Raw genomic sequence first — 17,235 nt, forward strand, 5'->3', positions numbered from 1 at the left:
ACCGCCGTGACCGGTCAGCCCGTGCCTGTGATCATCGACTGCGACACCGGCGTCGACGACGCCCTGGCCCTGCTCTTCGCCGTACGCCACCCGGGGCTCGATCTGCGGGCCGTGACCTGTGTCGCCGGGAACACCGACGTGGACGGGGTGGTCCGCAACACCCTGACCGTGCTGGAACGGGCGGGCGCTCCGGCCGTCCCGGTGGCGCGGGGTGCCGAACGCCCGCTGATCGAGCCGGCCCGCCACGCTCCGGTGCACGGCGTCGACGGCATGGGCGACCTGGGGCTGCCGGCCCCCGCCCGGGGCCCGGCGGACGTGGACGCGGTCACCCTGCTGCGCCGGGAGATCCTCGCCTGCCCGCGCCCCGTGACGCTGATCCCGACCGCCCCGCTCACCAACATCGCGCTGCTGCTGCGCACCCACCCCGAGGTCACCCGGAACATCGAGCGGATCGTGTTCATGGGCGGGGCGGTGGCCACCGGGAACGCCACCCCGGTCGCGGAGTTCAACGTCTGGCACGACCCGGAGGCCGCGGCGGTGCTGCTGACGGCCGGGGTGCCGATCACCATGTACGGCCTGGACGTCTTCCGGCGGGTCGTCGTACCCGGCGCCGAGGTGCGCCGGCTGCGCGCGAGCGACGAGCCCGGCACCCGCCTGGCCGGGGACCTCCTCGCGTGCCGGCCGACCAGGCAGGGCAGGGAGCCGGGAGCGGAGGACGCCGGCGGCCTCGGTGACGCGGGCGCGGTGTGCGCGGTGGCCGATCCGGCGGGCCTCACCACCCGGCTGCTGCCGGTCGAGGTCTGCCTGGCGCCCGGACCGGCCCGCGGCCAGACCGTCGTGGACCTCAGGACCGGCCCCGGCGAGTCCGAGTTCCACGACGACGGCTCCGAACGGGCCGTGGTGGACGTGGCGTTGGACGTGGATGTGGACCGGTACGTGAGGCTGTACCTGGAGACGGTGGAACGGCGCTGACGACCCTGACGGCGCCGGCGGCCCTGGCGCCCGTCGGGCCGGTCCTTGCCAAGGCGCTTTACAAAAAGGGTGGTCTGCGCCGCGCTCGCCCGCCGGCTCAGTCGGACGGCGCCGCCCGCACCGACCAGCGCTCCTCCACCCGTGCCAGCCGCCAGTACGCCAGCGCCACCGCCCACACCGCCACGAACAGGCCGACGATGAGATAGCCGACGTTGTCCAGGTCCAGGCCGGCCACCCAGCCGGTCACCGGGTCGCTGAGGTCGAACTTCTCGTGCAGCACACCGACCAGCTCGATGGTGCCGATGAAGAAGGCCACGGCGATCGACAGACCGGTGATGGCGAGGTTGTAGAAGACCTTGCGGACGGGGTTGGCGAACGCCCACTGGTAGGCGAAGTTCATGAACGTGCCGTCGAGGGTGTCGAACAGGCTCATCCCGGCGGCGAACAGCAGCGGCAGGCACAGGATCGCGTACCAGGGCAGGCCGGCCGCCGCGCCCGAGCCGGCCATCACCATCAGGGTGACCTCGGTGGCCGTGTCGAAGCCGAGGCCGAACAGGAAGCCCAGCGGGTACATCTGCCCCGGCCGGGACACCGACTTCGTCAGCCGCCCCAGCAGCCGGTTCATGAAACCCCGGGAGTCCAGGTGCCGTTCCAGCTCCGTCTCGTCGTACCCGCCCGCGCGCATCGCCCGGAAGACCTTCAGGATGCCCGCCAGGGCGACCAGGTTCAGGGCGGCGATGAGGTAGAGGAAGGACCCGGAGATCGTCGTGCCGAGCACCCCGAGCACCTGGTGGGTGGTGGAGCCCTCGTTCATCACCCTCCCGGCCAGCGAGGTGCCGCCCGCGATCAGCAGGGCCAGCAGCACGACCACGCTGGAGTGCCCGAGCGCGAACCAGAACCCCACCGACACCGGCCGCTTGCCGTCGGCCATCAGCTTGCGGGTGGTGTTGTCGATCGCCGCGATGTGGTCGGCATCGAAGGCGTGGCGCATGCCGAGGGTGTAGGCGGTGATCCCCAGCCCCACGCCGAACACCTGGGAGCCGACCTGGTAATGCCTCGGGGCGACCAGCAGATAGAGGATCCCGAAGGCGACGACGTGCAGGGCGAGGATCACCACCAGCAGCCCCGCCGTCTTGACGGTGTCCTCACGTCGCCAGCGGAAAGAAGCAGCATCAGCCATCGGGTTCACGCTCCAGCACCTCGTGGATCACTTCGTGAGCTGCCGTGGCCGGTCTCCTGGCTTACGGGTCACACGTCCGCCGTTCCTGCCTTCCCGGCCTTTCGGCCAGTGGCCCGGCGGATGCCGGACGGAACGGGAACTCCCCGATCACAGTGGCGAGGGCCGCTCCGGTCTCACACCGGCTTCCCGAACACCACGGCCCGCCCACCGTAGAGGGGCACGCGGTTTCCTGCATAGCTGCGCAGTCGGGCAGGTATTCAAGATCACATCGGCGCCTGCCAGGATGGGGGCATGCATCTCGTTCCTGCCGACCGTGCCGATCGTCGCACCATCGACGGTCACCGGGTGTGCGAGGCGATCGCCGCCATCGGCGACGCGGGGCGTCTGCGCACCTGGGCCGACCGTTTCTCGCTGCTGGCCGACGCCAACCGGCTCGCGCTGCTGCTCGCCCTGCACCGGACCGGGCCGCTGGCCGTCTCGGACCTGGCGATCGCCACGGGCATGAACGACCCGGCCGTCTCCCAGGCCCTGCGGCTGCTGCGCGCGGCGGGGGTCGTGGCGGGGGAGAAAGAGGGGCGCGTGGTGCGCTATCGGGTGGTGGACGAGGACGTGAGGGGCCTGTTGGAGCACTGCGCCGCCTGACCGCCCCGGAAAAGGTTCCCTTTCGGGCAATGTGGACAGATACAGATTCCGTACCCTCGTCCGTCCCAGGGGAGCCCGTATGGCAGACCGCCCGCCGGACCTCTCGTCCAAGAACCCCGACTGGTGGCGCCAGGCCGTCATCTACCAGGTCTATCCACGCAGTTTCGCCGACGCCGACGGTGACGGCCTCGGCGACCTCAGGGGCCTGACCCAGCGGCTGTCCCACCTCACCGCGCTCGGTGTCGACGCCCTGTGGCTGAGCCCCTTCTACCCCTCCGAACTCGCCGACGGCGGCTACGACGTCATCGACCCGCGCGGTGTCGACGAACGCCTGGGCACCCTGGACGACTTCGACGCCCTGGTGGGCGAGGCGCACCGGCTGGGCCTGAAGGTCGTCGTGGACATCGTCCCCAACCACACCTCCCATCTGCACCGCTGGTTCCAGGAGGCGCTGCGCGCCGGGCCCGGCTCGGCCGCCCGCGAGCGGTACGTGTTCCGGCCGGGGCGCGGCCCGCACGGGGAACTGCCGCCCACCGACTGGCAGTCGGTGTTCGGCGGCAGCGCCTGGCACCGGGTGGCCGACGGGGAGTGGTACCTGCACCTGTTCGCCCCCGAGCAGCCCGACCTGAACTGGGACAACGAGGAGGTCCGCGCCGACTTCCGCACCACCCTGCGGTTCTGGTCCGACCGGGGTGTGGACGGCTTCCGCGTGGACGTCGCCCACGGTCTGGCCAAGGACCTCACCGAACCGCTGCGGGACCTCGGCGCCCTCGGCGCGACCGGCGAGACGGCCCTGCGGCATCTGGCGCCGGGCAGCCACCCGTACTGGGACCGGGACGAGGTGCACGAGATCTACCGCGACTGGCGCAAGATCTTCGACGCCTACCGCCCGCCCCGCATGGCCGTCGCCGAGGCCTGGGTCCCGGGCGGCCGGCGGGCCCTGTACGCCCGTCCCGACGAACTCGGCCAGGCCTTCAACTTCGAGTACCTCCAGGCGGGCTGGGACGCGGAGGAGCTGCGCGGGATCATCGCCGGCGAGCTGGCCACGGCCCGCTCGGCCGGTGCCTCCGCGACCTGGGTGCTGTCCAACCACGACGTCGTACGGCACGCCTCCCGGCTCATGCTGCCGCCCGGCACCGACCCGGAGGCCTGGCTGCTCGCCCACGGCTCGGCGCCCGCCGTCGACCCGGCGGCCGGACTGCGCCGGGCCCGCGCGGCGACCCTGCTGATGCTGGCGCTGCCCGGCTCGGCGTATCTGTACCAGGGCGAGGAACTCGGTCTGCCCGAGGTCGCGGACCTGCCCACGGAGGTGCTCCAGGACCCGATCTGGGAGCAGACCGGCCACACCCGCAAGGGCCGCGACGGCTGCCGGGTGCCCCTGCCGTGGACGACGACCGGGCCGTCGTACGGCTTCGGGCCCGGGGCCGGCTGGCTGCCGCAGCCCGCGTCCTTCGCCGGGTACGCGGTCCAGGCGCAGACCGGTGTGGAGGGCTCCACGCTGGAGCTGTACCGCACGGCCCTGCGGCTGCGCCGCAAGCTGCTGGACGGCGAGACGCTGACCTGGACCCCGGGCGCGCCGGCCGGCGTGCTGGACTTCGCCCGCACCGAGACCTGGCGCAGCGTCACCAACCTGGGCACGGAGCCGGTGCCGCTGCCTCCCGGCGAGGTCCTGCTGAGCAGCGCCCCGCTGCCCGGCGGCGGGGTGCTGCCGCCGGACACCACCGTGTGGCTGGCCTGAGCCCTCCCGGCCGTGGCTAACCGGCCGGCGGGGCCGGGCTCGGCCCCGCCCCGGTGCCGCCGCCGCCCGCGATGCCGTCGATGTCCACCGGTGTGGAGGTGGCCGACGGCGGCGGGGTGAGGACCACCTGCGGCCGGCCGGCGGCCGGGGGCGGCGGGGTCAGGTCGGAGTCGGGCAGCTTGGGCGGGGTGGTCTGCTGGAACAGGGTCTGGTCGAAGTCCACCAAGCCCGTCTTCTCCATCACGGAGATGTGGTCCAGCACGGTGTCGTTGGCCTGGTCGGCCAGGGCCCGCACCAGCGAGTTCTTCGTGGTGGACCGGATCTTCGCCACCGTGTTGAAGATGGAGCCGTGCGTCATCCGCAGGATGTTGGCGAAGTCCGTGTCGAACTGTCTGCCGCTCTCCCCGTTCAGCTGCCGTACGAAGCCCCGCTGCTGGGGGCTCGCCTCGTCGGGCAGCGTGATGTTCAGCATCGGGGCGATCTTCCGGCAGGTGGTGTCGAGCGCGGCGTGCCCGTCGACCAGGTGCCGGCTCGCCGTGATCACCGCCTCGGAGCCGCCCTTGCGCAGCCCGATCTGCCCGACGGGGTACTCCCACAGCCCGGCCGCCCGCACCTTCACCACGAAGTCCCGGTCCTGCTCGGTCAGCGGCCCCCACTGGGTGCTCGCGATGACACGGTCCTGTGCCCCGGAGACCTTGCTCAGGCCGAGCAGGCCCGGGTAGGCGAGCGCGGCGAGGGTCAGGGCCATCGCACCGCCCACGAACAGCGTTCCCGTCGCGTTCCGCGAAAAGCGCACCGTGCCTCCTGCCGGGGATCCTCCGTCGTCGGCCCGGCCCCACGGCGGTACGCGGGTCCGGACACCCAAGCGGTACGGACACCGGGCCGGTTCGTATCAGCGCGCGCGGGTAAAGAATCGGCCGGGCGATGTTGGCCGGTGATTGACCACCGCCCGGGGGAAGGTTGACCCGCGCCCGGGCGAAGCCAGACCGGGGGCGCGCCTAGATTCACCGCATGCCCGCACCGCCCTCCCCCCGCACCCCCGCCGCGCTGCCCGTCCTGCCCTACCGCAAGCCCGTCAAGGGCCGCGACTACTGGGTACTGGACGACGTCCTGCCCGGCATCGACGCCGTACGGCAGCGGTGCCTGGCCAAGGAGGACTGGGTCCGGGGCCACCCGTACACCTCCGAGACCTGGCCGGGGCTGCGCGCCACGCCCGGCCTGGAGCCCGGTGAACTGGCACGCGTGGAGCGGCTGGTGAAGCGGGCGACCGGGGCGAAGGAGCTGTGGGTGCAGCGGGCGCCGGGCGGCGGCACCCTCGACCACAACTGCGTCCAGGTGGTCGGCGAGGGCGAGAGCGAGCCCCGCCCGCACACCGACTCCCGCGCGCTGTGCCGGTACGCGGCCGTGCTGTACCTCAATCCCGAGGCGCCCGAGGACTGCGGGACCGCCTTCTACCGGCAGTCGCTGCCCGGCGGCCGGCTCGGCGGCAACATCGTCCGGGCCCCGCACACCAACCTCGTCGAGGCCCTCGGTACGCGGTACGTCCCGGCGGACCACTTCGAGGAGGACGTCCGGGTCCCGCACCGGTACAACCGCCTGCTGCTGTACCGCGCCGACCTGGTGCACAGCGCGACCGGTTACACCGGCCGTACCCTGGCGGACAAGCGCATGACGGCCGTCTTCTTCTGGATGGCCTGAGCGCGGGCCTCCGGCCTACGGCGCGGCCTGGAGCCGGCCCAGCTGCCGCTGGATGTCCTCCAGCGCGCCGCGCCGGCGCCCGGGCACTCGTAGGCGCAACTCCGCGAGAGCGGCCCCGAGTTCACGGGCGTGCGCCGGGTCCTCGATACGGCCCCACTGGTGGTGGGCGCGGTCCGCGGCCGCCTCCACGGCGGGCGCGTCCGCCGCCTGCCCGGCGGCCAGCCGCGCCTCGGCCACCGCGAGCCAGGCCCGGCAGCTGCGCACCGGGTCCCCGGCGAACATCGCGAGATCGGCCCGTACCTCCCGCCAGTGCAGCGCCTGCTCGGACCCGGCGCCGTACGCCCGCACGGCGTCCTCCTCGTACCGCGCGGCCAGCCCGTCCGCCTCCCGGTGCAGGCCGCCCTGAACGGCTGCGCTGATGGCAGCGTGCGGATCGGCCCCGGCGGCCATCCGGCCGCCCGACTCACCAGACGGCTCCCCGAACGTTTCACCGGGCCAACCCCCGGACGAACCGCCGAGGCCATCGCCGAGCCGGTCCCCGGACGGATCGCCGGCCCGGTCACCGAGGCGGTCATCGAGCCGGTCCCCGAACGTTTCACCGGACCGGTCGTCCAGGCGGTCGCCGGACGGACCTCCGGACTGGTCACCGAGGCGGTCGCCGAGCCGGTCCCCAGACGGACCGCCGGCCCGGTCACCGAGACGGTCGCCGAACGGACCGCCGGGACGACCGCCGAGCCGGTCCCCGGACGGATCACCGGCCCGGTCACCGAGGCGGTCGCCAGGCGGATCCCCGAACGGTCCGCCGGACCAGTCGCCGAGCGGGTCACCGGACGGACCCCCGGGCCGGTCACCCAGCCGGTCGCCGGCTCCCTCCCCGGGCCGGTCGCCAAGGCCGTCGCCGGCCCGGTCCGCGGCCGGACCCCACGGCCCTGACAGGCCCGGCGCCGACAGCCCCGGCGCTGGAACTCCTGGCGTCGGCGAGCCCGGCACCTCGCCGGGCGGTACGGCCGGGGCGGGCGGGGCCGGTGGTGTCGTCACTGGTGCTGTCCGGCCTCCCGGGTGGGCCAGTAGCAGGTTGCCCCGGGTTTCCTCCGGGATGCGGCTCAGGGCCTGTTCGTGCAGGGTGCCCAGCGGGGGACGGTGGCCGCTGCGCAGCAGGGTGGCGACCGTCTTCATGTACGCCGGCTCGGCCAGGCCCCGCCGGGCGGGCGGGGCGACACGGCCGTACACGGCGGTGTGCGGGCCGCAGTCGAGGCCACGCTCGGTGATGTGCTTCCACGCCTCGGCGTCGGCGTGCAGATCGACCACGAGCGCGGTGTCCGCGGCCGAGCGCAGCCGCAGCTCCTCGCGGATCCAGTGCCAGGGCAGCGCGGTGTAGCGGACGGTGGCCGCGGTGGTGCGGGCCAGGGCCAGGTGGGGCCGGTGCTGGCGCCGGTCCAGGTGCAGTTGCCCGGTGAGGTACACGGTGAGCGGTCCGGGCGCCGCCGCCGCGGCCCGCAGCCGGGTCAGGACGGCCTGCGGTTCCAGCGGGTCGGCGAGTTCCACGACGTTCGCGGTGTCGGCGCCGGACAGCACGGCGGGGGCGACGGCCGCCAGCACCGGCAGGACACCGGCCGCGTCCACCAGGCGCCCCCGGCCCACCGGCGAGGCCGCGAGCAGCAGCACGGTTCCGGGCATCGTGCCTCCCCCTGTCACCCGTGGGCCCGTCGGTCCCGAGGGCTCCGTAGATCCGCTCTCCAGCCAGCACCGTAACCGCTGGCACCGCGCACCGGGGCCTCAGTACCGCAAACATCCCTGTTCGAGGTCGTCCGGCGGGCCCCCGCCCCCGGGCAGCCGGCGCACCGCGAAGATCGTGGTGTCGTCCGCCAGCCGGCCCCCGCTGTGCCGCAGCACGCCGTCGCGGACCCGGCGGACCAACCGGTGCGGGGCGGCCCGGCGCGGGTCGGCGCGGACCGCGCGGGCGACCTCGCGGGTCAGGTCGTAGAAGTCGCCGGGCCGGTCGCGGGCCTCGGTCACCCCGTCGGTGACCAGCAGCAGCGTCTCGTCCAGCGCCAGCGGCACCCGGCGCACCGGTGGCAGCCGGCCGCCCGTGAGGTCGGCGCAGCCCAGCGGCACGCCCTCGCCGCTGGGCAGCTCGCGGATCCCGCGCGGGCCGACGGCCAGCGGCGGTTCGTGGCCGAAGTTCACCATCTCCAGGGTCTGCGGCGCGTCCCCGGGGAAGGCGATCAGGACGGCCGTGGCGAACCGGTCGCCGTCGGCCCCGCCGAGCGCGACGGTGTGGGCGCGGTGCCGCAGCATCCGGATCTCCAGCCGCTCGGCGACGGTCGCGAGGTCCTTCTCGTGGTACCCGGCCTCGCGGAACGTGCCGAGCAGCGCGGCGGCGGCCTCCACCGCGCCGAGGCCCTTGCCCTGCACGTCGCCGACGAGGACGCGGGTGCCGTGCGGGCTGGGCTGGATGTCGTAGAAGTCGCCGCCGACCCGCGCCTCGACGTCGGCGGCCAGGTACACCCCCGCCTGTTCCAGCCCGGCCCAGTCGGGCGGCAGCGGGCGCAGCACGGTGCGCCGGGTGGTGTCGGCGATGTCCCGGATGTGCACGACCTGGCGTTCCCGGCGCACGCGCACGGCGGCGGCGAGGGTGGCCAGGGCGCCGCCGACGGCGACCAGGATGAAGTCGCCGAGCCCGGCCTGGTACTGCTCGGGCCAGGCGCTGTCCACGAAGACGTACGTGGCCACCGCCAGCAGTCCGTACCCGGCCGTGGTCCACGCCCCGCAGATCGCCGAGGAGATGCCCGGGACCAGGACGATCCACGAGATCATCCGCAGTCTCTCGCCGGTGGAGAAGTCCGCCACGACGACGCCGGTGAGGAGCAGTAGCGGGAGCAGCCAGGCGACGCTCCGCCCGCGCACCCGCAACAGCGGTCGCCGCCCGTACTCCATCCACGTCACGGCCGGCAGCCCTCCATGTCCTCAGCGAAACACGGGGGAGATGCGCACGCATCCGGGCACCCGGCACCCTCCCGGCCGAGTTGCCGGGCCCCGCACCCCGGTGTGCCCTGGTAGCGGAGGCAGTTCGGGGGCGAGGAGAGAGAGGAGTGCTCTCATGGCTCAAGCGGCACCCGCACCCGGCGGCATGTCCCGGCCCGGCCGCACGCCCGAGGTGGAGGGCCGGGCGACCGATGTGCGCGCCCGCCCACCCGACGTCTTCGACGCCCGTACGCACAAGCTGGCCAGGATCGGCGTGCCCGTCGTGCTGGGCCTCGTCTACGGCTACTGGGTGGCGGCCGACAACCGCTCCGGCGGCCCGATCACCGGCTGGAACCTGCTGCTCGGCTTCGTCAGCGCGCTGGTGTTCGCGGTGCTGTGCATGGCGCTGCTGGCGCTGGCGCCCCGGATGATCCGGGAGGCCCACGCGCTGCTGTGGACGGCGTTCGTCGGCTGCGCGTTCGGGTTCCTGTACGCCCAGAGCGGCAGGCCGGTGCTGCGGGCGATCCTGATCTCGCTGCTGGTCGCGGCGGCCACCTTCATGGCGTTCTTCTACCGCTACTACACGCGGGAGGACGTCTTCGGGCGCCGGATCCGCTGAACGGCGCGCGTGCGCCGGGCGCCGTGCGCACCGGTGTGCGCGGGCGTGGTTCCGGGCCCGGTCCGGCTCCACGACCCATGAGAAGCCGGCCGCGCCGGAACCACCAGCACCAGCAAACACCCGTCCGGGTGAACGCTCCACCGGAGGACGGATCCTCCGACGCCCTTCCGCGGGTCCATGCCGTCCCGCGAGTCCGGCATTCCCCCAGGCCAGTCGGCCCCGTCCCCGCGAGTCCGGCGTTCCGCCAGGCGGGTCCGCGATTCCTCCGAGCGGGTCCTCCCGCCGCCCGAACGCAGTGCCCCCGCTCGCGCCCCGGCCCGGGGGGCTCTTGTCTGGACATGTGCCCTCACGACGCCTCAGGAGCGCCCTGTCGGCCGTACTGGTCACCCTGTCCTGCCTCCTCGTCCCGTTCGGCGCGCTGGCGGCCTGGGCGGCGTACGGGCTGGCCGACACGGGCCGGTACGTCACCGCCATGGCGCCGCTCGCCGCCGACCCGGCCGTGCGGGAGGCCGTCGCGGACACCGTCGGTGACGGCCTCCTGCGGGCGGTGGACCAGCGCCTGGACGTCCGCCCGGCGCCCGGCCCGGTGCGCCCGTTCGTGCGCGACGCGGTCCGCTCCTTCACCCAGACCCGGGCGTTCCGGCTGGCCTGGGACACCGGCAACCGGGTCACCCACGACGCCGTGCTGCGCGCCCTGCGGACCCGGGACGAGGGCGCCGTCACCGTCGACCTGGCTCCCGTCACCGCGCAGGTCAAACGTCAGCTCGCCCGCGACCACGTGCCGCTCGCCGCGCACATCCCGGTGGAGCACACCGCGGTCGCCGTGCTCCCGGCGCACCGGCTGGCCGCGTTCCGGAAGGGGTTCCACGTGCTCGAAGTCGCCGGTACCTGGCTGCCGGCCGCGTCCGTGGCGTTCGCCGTCGGCGGGATCGCGCTCGCCGTCCGCCGCCGCCGGGCGGTGGCCGCCACCGCCCTGGGCACGGCCCTGGGCGGCGCGCTGCTGGTGCTCGCCCTCCGCGTCGGCCGCGCCCTGACCCTGGCCGACCTGCCGGCCGGGGTGTCGCACGGCGCGGCGGGCGCGGTCTACGACGCCCTGACCGGCTCCCTGCGCACGGCCGCCTGGCTGCTGCTCGGCCTCGGTCTCGCCGTCACCCTCACCCTCTGGCTCACCCGCCGGCTACGGCTGCCCCGCCCCGCACGACGCCGCCGACCGTCACCGGTCCCCGCACCCGCACCGTCCCCCGCACCGGCACCGACCCGGGCCCAGGCCTGACCGGTACCGCCGCCGAAGGCCCCCACGTGACCGCGCCCTTACGGCCCGGCGACCACAAAAGACCCACTGCCACCACCCACGCGACCGTGCCCCACGACCCGGCGACCACCCAAAACCCACCCCCGCCACCCGGCTCACCCACCGCCCGCGCCCGCCCCCTCCCGCGCCACACCGGCGAGCGTCGCCAGTGCCCGTGCCAGTTCCCGCTCCGACGCCGAGCCGAGGCCGAGCCTGACCGCGTCCGGAGCCCGGCCGGTGCCGACGGCGAAGGCCGTGCCGGGGGTGACGGCGATCCCGTGGTCCAGCGCGGCGGCCGTGAAGGTGTCCGCCCGCCACGGCGCCGGCAGCTCCCACCAGGCGAAGTAGGCGGCCGGGTCGGAGCGTACGGCGAACCCGGCCAGCTTCTCGGCGAGCAGCCGCTGGCGGCGCCGCGCGTCCTGCCGCTTGGCGGCCACCAGCCGGTCCACGGTGCCGTCGCCGAGCCAGCGCACCACCGCCTCCAGCGCGAAGCCGCCCGCGCTCCACCCGCCGGACCGCACGGCCCGCGCCACCGCCCCGGCCCGGTCCCGGGGCGCGACGACGAAACCGGCGGTGAGGCCGGGCGCGATCCGCTTGGACAGACTGTCCACCAGGTGCACCAGGCCGGGCGCGAGCGCGGCGAGCGGGGGTGTGCCGCCCGGCTGGAGGAAGGCCCAGATGCGGTCCTCGACCACCGGTATCCCCAGCCTGTGGACACAGTCGGCGAGCTGCCGCAGCCGCCCGGCGCTCGTGGTCAGCGAGGTCGGGTTGTGCAGGGCGGTCTGGAGGTAGAGCGCGGACAGCGGCGCGGCGCGGTGGGCGTCGGCCACCGACTCCGGCACCGGCCCCTCGGCGTCCGTGGCGAGCGGCACGAGGACCAGGCCGAGACGCGCCGCGATCTCCTTGACCAGCGGATACGTCAGCGGTTCCACCCCGACCCGGCCGCCGGGCCGCACCAGCGAGGCGAGCGCGGCGGCGATCGCCTGGCGGGCGTTGCCGGTGAACACGATCCGCTCCGGCCCGGCCCGCAGCCCGCTCTGGGCGAGCAGCGCGGCGACCGCCTCCCGGGCCGCCGGGGTACCCGCGACGGCGGCCGGCCGCAGCGCCTGGCCGAGGGCGTCCGGCCGCAGCAGGGTGGCGAGGGCCGGGGCCAGCAGCTCGGCCTGGCCGGGCGCGGACGGGTAGTTCAGCTCGAGGTTCACCAGCGGGGCGCCGGCCGCCTCGGTGAGAGCGAGCCCCGGCTGCCCGTCCGGCGCGGTGGCCCGGACGAACGTGCCGCGCCCGACCTCGCCCACCACCAGCCCCCGGCGCACGAGTTCGGCGTAGACCCGCCCCGCCGTGGACGGCGCGATGCCCCGCCGCCGGGCGAACGCCCGCTGGGGTGGCAGCCGTTGGCCCGGGCGGAGCCGCCCGCCGGTGATGTCGGCCGCGATCCGGTCGGCGATGCGCCGGTAGTCGTCCACAAGTCCCCCTGTTCTCCGGCGCGTTGGATTGCACCGAGGGCAAAGATCTTATTGCGCCGAGCGAAGGGCCACACCTAGGGTCGTGCCCATGCCCCCCTTCCTCGCATACACCGACAAAGGCCCCGAAACCTCTCCCGGGGTTCCCCTCGTCCTCGTCCACGGCCACCCCTTCGACCGCACGATGTGGGACCCGCAGCTGGCGGAGTTCTCCGCCGGCCGCCGGGTGATCGCCCCCGATCTGCGCGGCTACGGCGCCTCCCCCGTGACCCCCGGCACGGTCCCGCTCTCCCGGCACGCCGACGACATCGCCGGGCTGCTGGACCACCTGGCCGTGGACTCCTTCGTCCTGGCCGGTCTGTCCATGGGCGGCCAGATCGTCATGGAGTGCCACGACCGCTTCGGCGACCGGATCCGCGGCCTGGTCCTCGCCGACACCTTCCCCGCCGCCGAGACCCCCGAGGGGAAGCGGGGCCGCAACGCCATGGCGGACCGGCTGCTGGCCGAGGGCATGCGGGGCTACGCCGACGAGGTGCTGGAGAAGATGGTCGCACCCTACGCCGACGCCGGGGTCAAGGCGCACGTGCACCGCATGATGACGGCCACCCCGCCCGAGGGAGCCGCGGCGGCCCTGCGCGGACGCGCCGAACGCCCCGACTACCGCGCCCTGTTGACGAGGGTCACCGTGCCCGCCCTGGTCCTGGTCGGCGCCGACGACACCTACACGCCCGTCGCCGACGCCGAGGAGATGCACGCGGCCCTGCCCGACTCGGCCCTGCACGTCATCGAGGGCGCCGCCCATCTGCCCAACCTGGAGCGCCCCGAGGAGTTCAACCGACACCTCGCCGCGTTCCTGGCCCGCCTGGACGAGAACGCGTAGCCCCCGCCCCCGCGCCCCCGCCCGACGGGAAACGCCCCAAAATTCACCACTCCCCCATAATGGGCCCATGCCCCGAGAGTTCCCCATCGGCCTGACCCCTCCCGACTGGCTGGTGCGGAACCTCAGACCCCAGCAGGCGCCGGTCAACTGGGCCGCCGTGGCCCGCGCCGCCGTCGCCATGGCCCTCCCGCTGGCGGCCGGCCTCGCCGCGGACCGCCCGGCGTACGGCGCCCTCGCCTCCATGGGCGCCCTGTCCGGAGTCATCGGCGACACCGCCGACGCCTACCGGATGCGCATCCTCAACATCGCCGTCCCCCAGCTCTTCGGCGCGGTCGGGGTGACCCTGGGCACCCTGGCGTACGGGCACGGCTGGTACGCGGTCGCCGCCGTCACCGGCGTCGCGCTGGTCTCCGGCATGATCTCCACGATCGGCGCCGTTGCCTCGGTCTCCGGCCTGCTGCTGCTCCTGAACTGCGTGGTCGGCGCGGGCCTGCCGATGCCCTCCCCCTGGTGGCTGGCCCCGGCCCTGATGACCGGCGGCGGCCTGCTGGTCCTGCTCCTCGCCCTGCTGGCCTGGCCGCTGCGGGCGGGCGTCCCCGAGCGGACCGCGGTCGCCGCCACCTACCGCGCGGTCGCCGACCTGCTCGCCACCGCCGGCACCGACCGCGCCGAGGCGTACGAGGAGGCCCGCCGCGCGGTCACCCAGTCCCTGAACGAGTCCTACGACCTGATCCTCGCCCGGCGCACCCGGCACCACGGCCGCAGCCCGGACCTGACCCGGCTGCTGGCCCAGCTGAACGCGATCACCCCGGTCATCGAGGCGGCGCCCGCCGCCCATCTGGCGGCCCGCCCGCTGCCCCCGCGGATCCCCGAGGCGATCCGCGCCCTGGCCCGCGACGTGGCGGCGGGCACGGCACCCGCGTCTCCCCCGGACCTCCCCGTGCCCACCACGGAGACGGCCCGGGCGGTGGACCACGCCCTGCGCCACACCGCCGAGGTCGTCACCGCGCCCGACGTCGACCCCCGGGGCATCGACGACCGCCTGGGCCGCCCGGCCACGCTCGGCGTCCGCACGGCCCGGGCCGCGCGCAACGTCATGCTGTCCGCCAGCTCCTGGCGCTACGGCGTCCGGCTGGCCCTCTGCATCGGCCTCGCCCAGGCCCTGGTCTCCCTGGTCCCGGTCCCCCGCTCCTACTGGGTCGCGCTCACCGTCACCTTCGTCCTCAAGCCGGACTTCGGCTCGGTGTTCTCCCGCGCCCTCATGCGCGCCGTGGGCACGGTGGCCGGCCTGGTGGTGGCGGCGGTGGTCCTCGCCGAGGTCCCCCTGGGCTGGTGGGACGTACCGGTCCTGTTCCTCCTCGCGCCCCTGATCCCCGCCCTGACCCCGCGGGGCTACGGCTACCAGACCGCGGCCATCACCCCGGTGATCCTCCTGCTCTCCGACGTCCTCAACCGCCAGGGCACGGACCTGCTGCTGCCCCGGCTGAACGACTCGCTGCTGGGCTGCGCGATCGCCCTGACGGCCGGCTACCTGTGCTGGCCGGAGAGCTGGCACACCCGGGTCGGCGACCGGCTGGCCGACGCGGTGGCCGACACGGCGGTCTACGTCGAGAGGGCGTTCGGCCCCGGCACCGACCCGGCCGCGCGGGCCCGGATGCGCCGCCGCCTCTACCGCGACCTGTCCGTCATCCGCACGGAGTTCCAGCGGGCCCTGACCGAGCCACCGCCGACCGGCCGGCGGGCCGCCGCGTGGTGGCCGCTGGTGGTGGCGGTGGAACGCATCGTCGACGCCACGACGGCGGCCCGGATCCGCGTCAAGCACGGCGCCGCGCCCCCGTCACCGGCGGAGATCGCGCAGGTGACCCTGCAACTGCGGGAGCTGGCCGAAGGCGTACGGCGGGCGCGGACCCTGACCGCCGTGCGCACCGATCTCACCGGGCCGGCGGACAGTGTGCTGGAGCCGTTGCGCCAGGAGGTGGCGGCGGCCCGCTCGATCACGTCGCCGCGTTGACCGGTCCCGCACCGGTGGGCCGCTAACCTTACGTGTCCGTCCTGGCCAGCGATCGACGGGCTACAACTCACGCGAAGGGTTGCGCACATGGGCATTCTCACTCTCCTGCGGAACGCGTTCGGCCGCTCACGCAAGCCACGAGCCACCGAGCCGGAGGGTGCCCCGGAGACCCCCGAGCAGCCGCCCGTCCCCGAACCCCGCGAGTCCCCCACCGGGGAACACGACCTGGTGGCAGCCGCCTTCGACAAGGTCAAGGTCCCCCACCAGGCGCCTCCGGCGGAGCAGCAGACCGACGAGCCGGAGAAGGCCCCGGAGGCAACGGCCCCGACCGAGCCGGAACCGGAAGCCGTGACGGAGACAGGCGGCGAGCCGGAAGCAGCGACAAAAACGGCAGCCGATCCCGACCCGGAACCGAAGCCGACAGCCGAGCCCGACCCGGAACCGAAGCCGACAGCCGAGCCCGACCCGGAACCGAAGCCGACAGCCGAGCCGGCCCCGGAACCGGAAGCAGCAGCCCCGGAGCCCATGACGGAAACAGCAGCAGCCCCGGAGCCCATGACGGAAACAGCAGCCGGACCTGAGCCCGAGCTCGAGCCCAAGGCGGCGGCCGAGCCGGAGCCTGTAACGGAGGCAGGAGCCGGATCCGAGCCGGAGACGGTGCCGGGGACAGAAGCCGAACCCGCGCCGCAGGCGGAGGCGACAGCCCCCGCTGAACCGAAGCCCGAGCCGCCGACGGACGCCGAAGGCGAAGCCGAGGCAACGGCGGACACCGACCCGCAGGCCGCCGACGGCGAGAACGCCCCACAGGGGCCACCCGCACCCGACAACGAAACCCGCACGGGCGGTGCGGGTGGGAACACGACCGCCGAAGGCGAAGCCGAGGCGACCGCGCACACCGCCCCGCAGGAGCCCGGCCCCCGCAACGAAACCCGCACGGACGCCGAAGGCGAAGCCGAGGCCCAGTCCACGCCCAAGCCCAAACCCGCCACCCCCCTCACCAGGGTCAAGTCCCGCACCCCGGCCCTCACCACCGCCTACAAGGCCGCCACGACCACCCTCCGCAAGAAGAACCTCACCGGCACCCGAGCGAAGCTCTACCTCGTGCTGGACCGCTCCGCGAGCATGCGCCCGTACTACAAGGACGGCTCCGCCCAGTCCCTCGCCGACCAGACCCTCGCCCTCGCCGCGCACCTGGACCCCGCCCCCGACCCCACGGTCCACGTCGTCTTCTTCTCCACGGAGGTGGACGGCACCACCGACCTCACCCTCGCCCCCGGCCACGACACGAAGATCGACGACGCGCACGCCGGCCTCGGCCGCATGGGCCGTACCAGCTACCACGCCGCCGTGGCCGCCGTACTCGACCACTACGACCGGCACCACGACGCGCACGTCGACGGCGACCCGGTCCCCGCCCTCGTCGTCTTCCAGACCGACGGCGCCCCCGACGCCAAGACCCCCGCCACCCAGGCCCTCGCCGAGGCCGCGGAGACCCACCCGGGCGTCTTCTTCTCCTTCGTCGCCTTCGGTGACCACGACAACAAGGCCTTCGACTACCTCCGCAGGCTGAAGACCCCCAACGCGTCCTTCTTCCACGCGGGCCCCACCCCCCGTGAGCTGACGGACACCGAGCTGTACGAGGGTGTCCTCGCCGACTGGCGCCCGTAACGCTGCGTAGTGCCCCGGCCGCCCCTTCCCGGTCCGCGAAACGGGAAGCGGGCGGCCCACCCGTGTCGGCTACGATTTGAAGGTTCGAAACCGCAGAAAAGCAGCGACCTGG

At 74.6% G+C, this 17,235-nt stretch carries 13 protein-coding genes, 2 pseudogenes and 1 riboswitch; of the genes and pseudogenes, 9 read left to right on the top strand and 6 right to left on the bottom strand.

The annotated features are described in order from the left end of the window. Nucleotides 1-6: 6 nt before the first annotated feature. Nucleotides 7-972 carry a nucleoside hydrolase gene (locus IE251_RS10670; RefSeq protein ID WP_189752665.1) on the top strand — a complete coding sequence of 322 codons (966 nt, stop codon included), beginning with the start codon at nt 7-9 and terminating at the stop codon, nt 970-972. Between the two features lie 97 nt (nt 973-1,069). On the opposite strand, the gene nicT is transcribed toward IE251_RS10670, so the two are convergent. After that, nucleotides 1,070-2,152, bottom strand: a complete 1,083-nt coding sequence (gene nicT / locus IE251_RS10675; protein WP_189752666.1) for a Nickel transporter NicT — start codon at nt 2,150-2,152, stop codon at nt 1,070-1,072. Between the two features lie 29 nt (nt 2,153-2,181). Further along, a riboswitch (cobalamin riboswitch) is annotated at nt 2,182-2,365 on the bottom strand. A 78-nt stretch (nt 2,366-2,443) separates the two neighbouring features. Here nicT and IE251_RS10680 point away from each other — a divergent pair. Together IE251_RS10680 and IE251_RS10685 are read left to right on the top strand one after the other, a co-directional pair. Continuing rightward, nucleotides 2,444-2,794, top strand: coding sequence for an ArsR/SmtB family transcription factor (locus IE251_RS10680; RefSeq protein WP_181797697.1), 351 nt, complete (start codon nt 2,444-2,446; stop codon nt 2,792-2,794). Nucleotides 2,795-2,873: 79 nt separating this feature from the next. Beyond that, nucleotides 2,874-4,532, top strand: a complete 1,659-nt coding sequence (locus IE251_RS10685; RefSeq protein WP_189752667.1) for a glycoside hydrolase family 13 protein — start codon at nt 2,874-2,876, stop codon at nt 4,530-4,532. A gap of 16 nt (nt 4,533-4,548) precedes the next feature. On the opposite strand, the gene IE251_RS10690 is transcribed toward IE251_RS10685, so the two are convergent. Further along, complete coding sequence (locus IE251_RS10690; RefSeq protein ID WP_234470424.1) at nt 4,549-5,280, bottom strand: DUF4142 domain-containing protein; 732 nt, start codon at nt 5,278-5,280, stop codon at nt 4,549-4,551. Nucleotides 5,281-5,543: 263 nt separating this feature from the next. Between IE251_RS10690 and IE251_RS10695 the strand changes: the two genes are divergently transcribed. Beyond that, entirely contained in the window at nt 5,544-6,230 is a 687-nt protein-coding gene (locus IE251_RS10695; protein ID WP_189752668.1) for a DUF6445 family protein, read from the top strand. Nucleotides 6,231-6,245: 15 nt separating this feature from the next. Here the strand turns inward: IE251_RS10695 and IE251_RS42075 are convergent. The 3 genes and pseudogenes from IE251_RS42075 to IE251_RS10710 all read right to left on the bottom strand — a co-directional run. Continuing rightward, nucleotides 6,246-6,665 (bottom strand): annotated as a pseudogene (locus tag IE251_RS42075) (hypothetical protein); the annotation flags it as partial. Nucleotides 6,666-7,109: 444 nt separating this feature from the next. Further along, nucleotides 7,110-7,907: pseudogene (locus IE251_RS42080) on the bottom strand (hypothetical protein); the annotation flags it as partial. A gap of 99 nt (nt 7,908-8,006) precedes the next feature. Next, a complete protein-coding gene (locus IE251_RS10710; RefSeq protein ID WP_189752933.1) occupies nt 8,007-9,167 on the bottom strand; it encodes a PP2C family protein-serine/threonine phosphatase in 1,161 nt (386 codons plus the stop codon). A 163-nt stretch (nt 9,168-9,330) separates the two neighbouring features. Here IE251_RS10710 and IE251_RS10715 point away from each other — a divergent pair, with 163 nt between their 5' ends. Together IE251_RS10715 and IE251_RS10720 are read left to right on the top strand one after the other, a co-directional pair. After that, nucleotides 9,331-9,813, top strand: coding sequence for a hypothetical protein (locus IE251_RS10715; RefSeq protein WP_189752669.1), 483 nt, complete (start codon nt 9,331-9,333; stop codon nt 9,811-9,813). Nucleotides 9,814-10,153: 340 nt separating this feature from the next. After that, a complete protein-coding gene (locus tag IE251_RS10720) occupies nt 10,154-11,086 on the top strand; it encodes a hypothetical protein (RefSeq protein WP_189752670.1) in 933 nt (310 codons plus the stop codon). Nucleotides 11,087-11,220: 134 nt separating this feature from the next. Here the strand turns inward: IE251_RS10720 and IE251_RS10725 are convergent, their stop codons facing one another. After that, on the bottom strand, nt 11,221-12,567 hold the full coding sequence (locus tag IE251_RS10725; RefSeq protein ID WP_189752671.1) for an aminotransferase-like domain-containing protein: 1,347 nt from the start codon (nt 12,565-12,567) through the stop codon (nt 11,221-11,223). An 88-nt stretch (nt 12,568-12,655) separates the two neighbouring features. Here IE251_RS10725 and IE251_RS10730 point away from each other — a divergent pair, with 88 nt between their 5' ends. From IE251_RS10730 to IE251_RS10740, 3 genes are all read left to right on the top strand, one after another. Then, nucleotides 12,656-13,444, top strand: coding sequence for an alpha/beta fold hydrolase (locus IE251_RS10730; protein WP_189752672.1), 789 nt, complete (start codon nt 12,656-12,658; stop codon nt 13,442-13,444). A 67-nt stretch (nt 13,445-13,511) separates the two neighbouring features. After that, nucleotides 13,512-15,455 (top strand): FUSC family protein, encoded by a 1,944-nt coding sequence (locus IE251_RS10735; RefSeq protein WP_189752673.1) that lies wholly within the window; start codon nt 13,512-13,514, stop codon nt 15,453-15,455. Nucleotides 15,456-15,542: 87 nt separating this feature from the next. Next, on the top strand, nt 15,543-17,123 hold the full coding sequence (locus IE251_RS10740; protein ID WP_189752674.1) for a VWA domain-containing protein: 1,581 nt from the start codon (nt 15,543-15,545) through the stop codon (nt 17,121-17,123). Nucleotides 17,124-17,235: the final 112 nt, after the last annotated feature.

The organism is Streptomyces eurythermus (assembly GCF_014649115.1).
GTDB classification, from domain to species: Bacteria; Actinomycetota; Actinomycetes; order Streptomycetales; family Streptomycetaceae; genus Streptomyces; species Streptomyces eurythermus.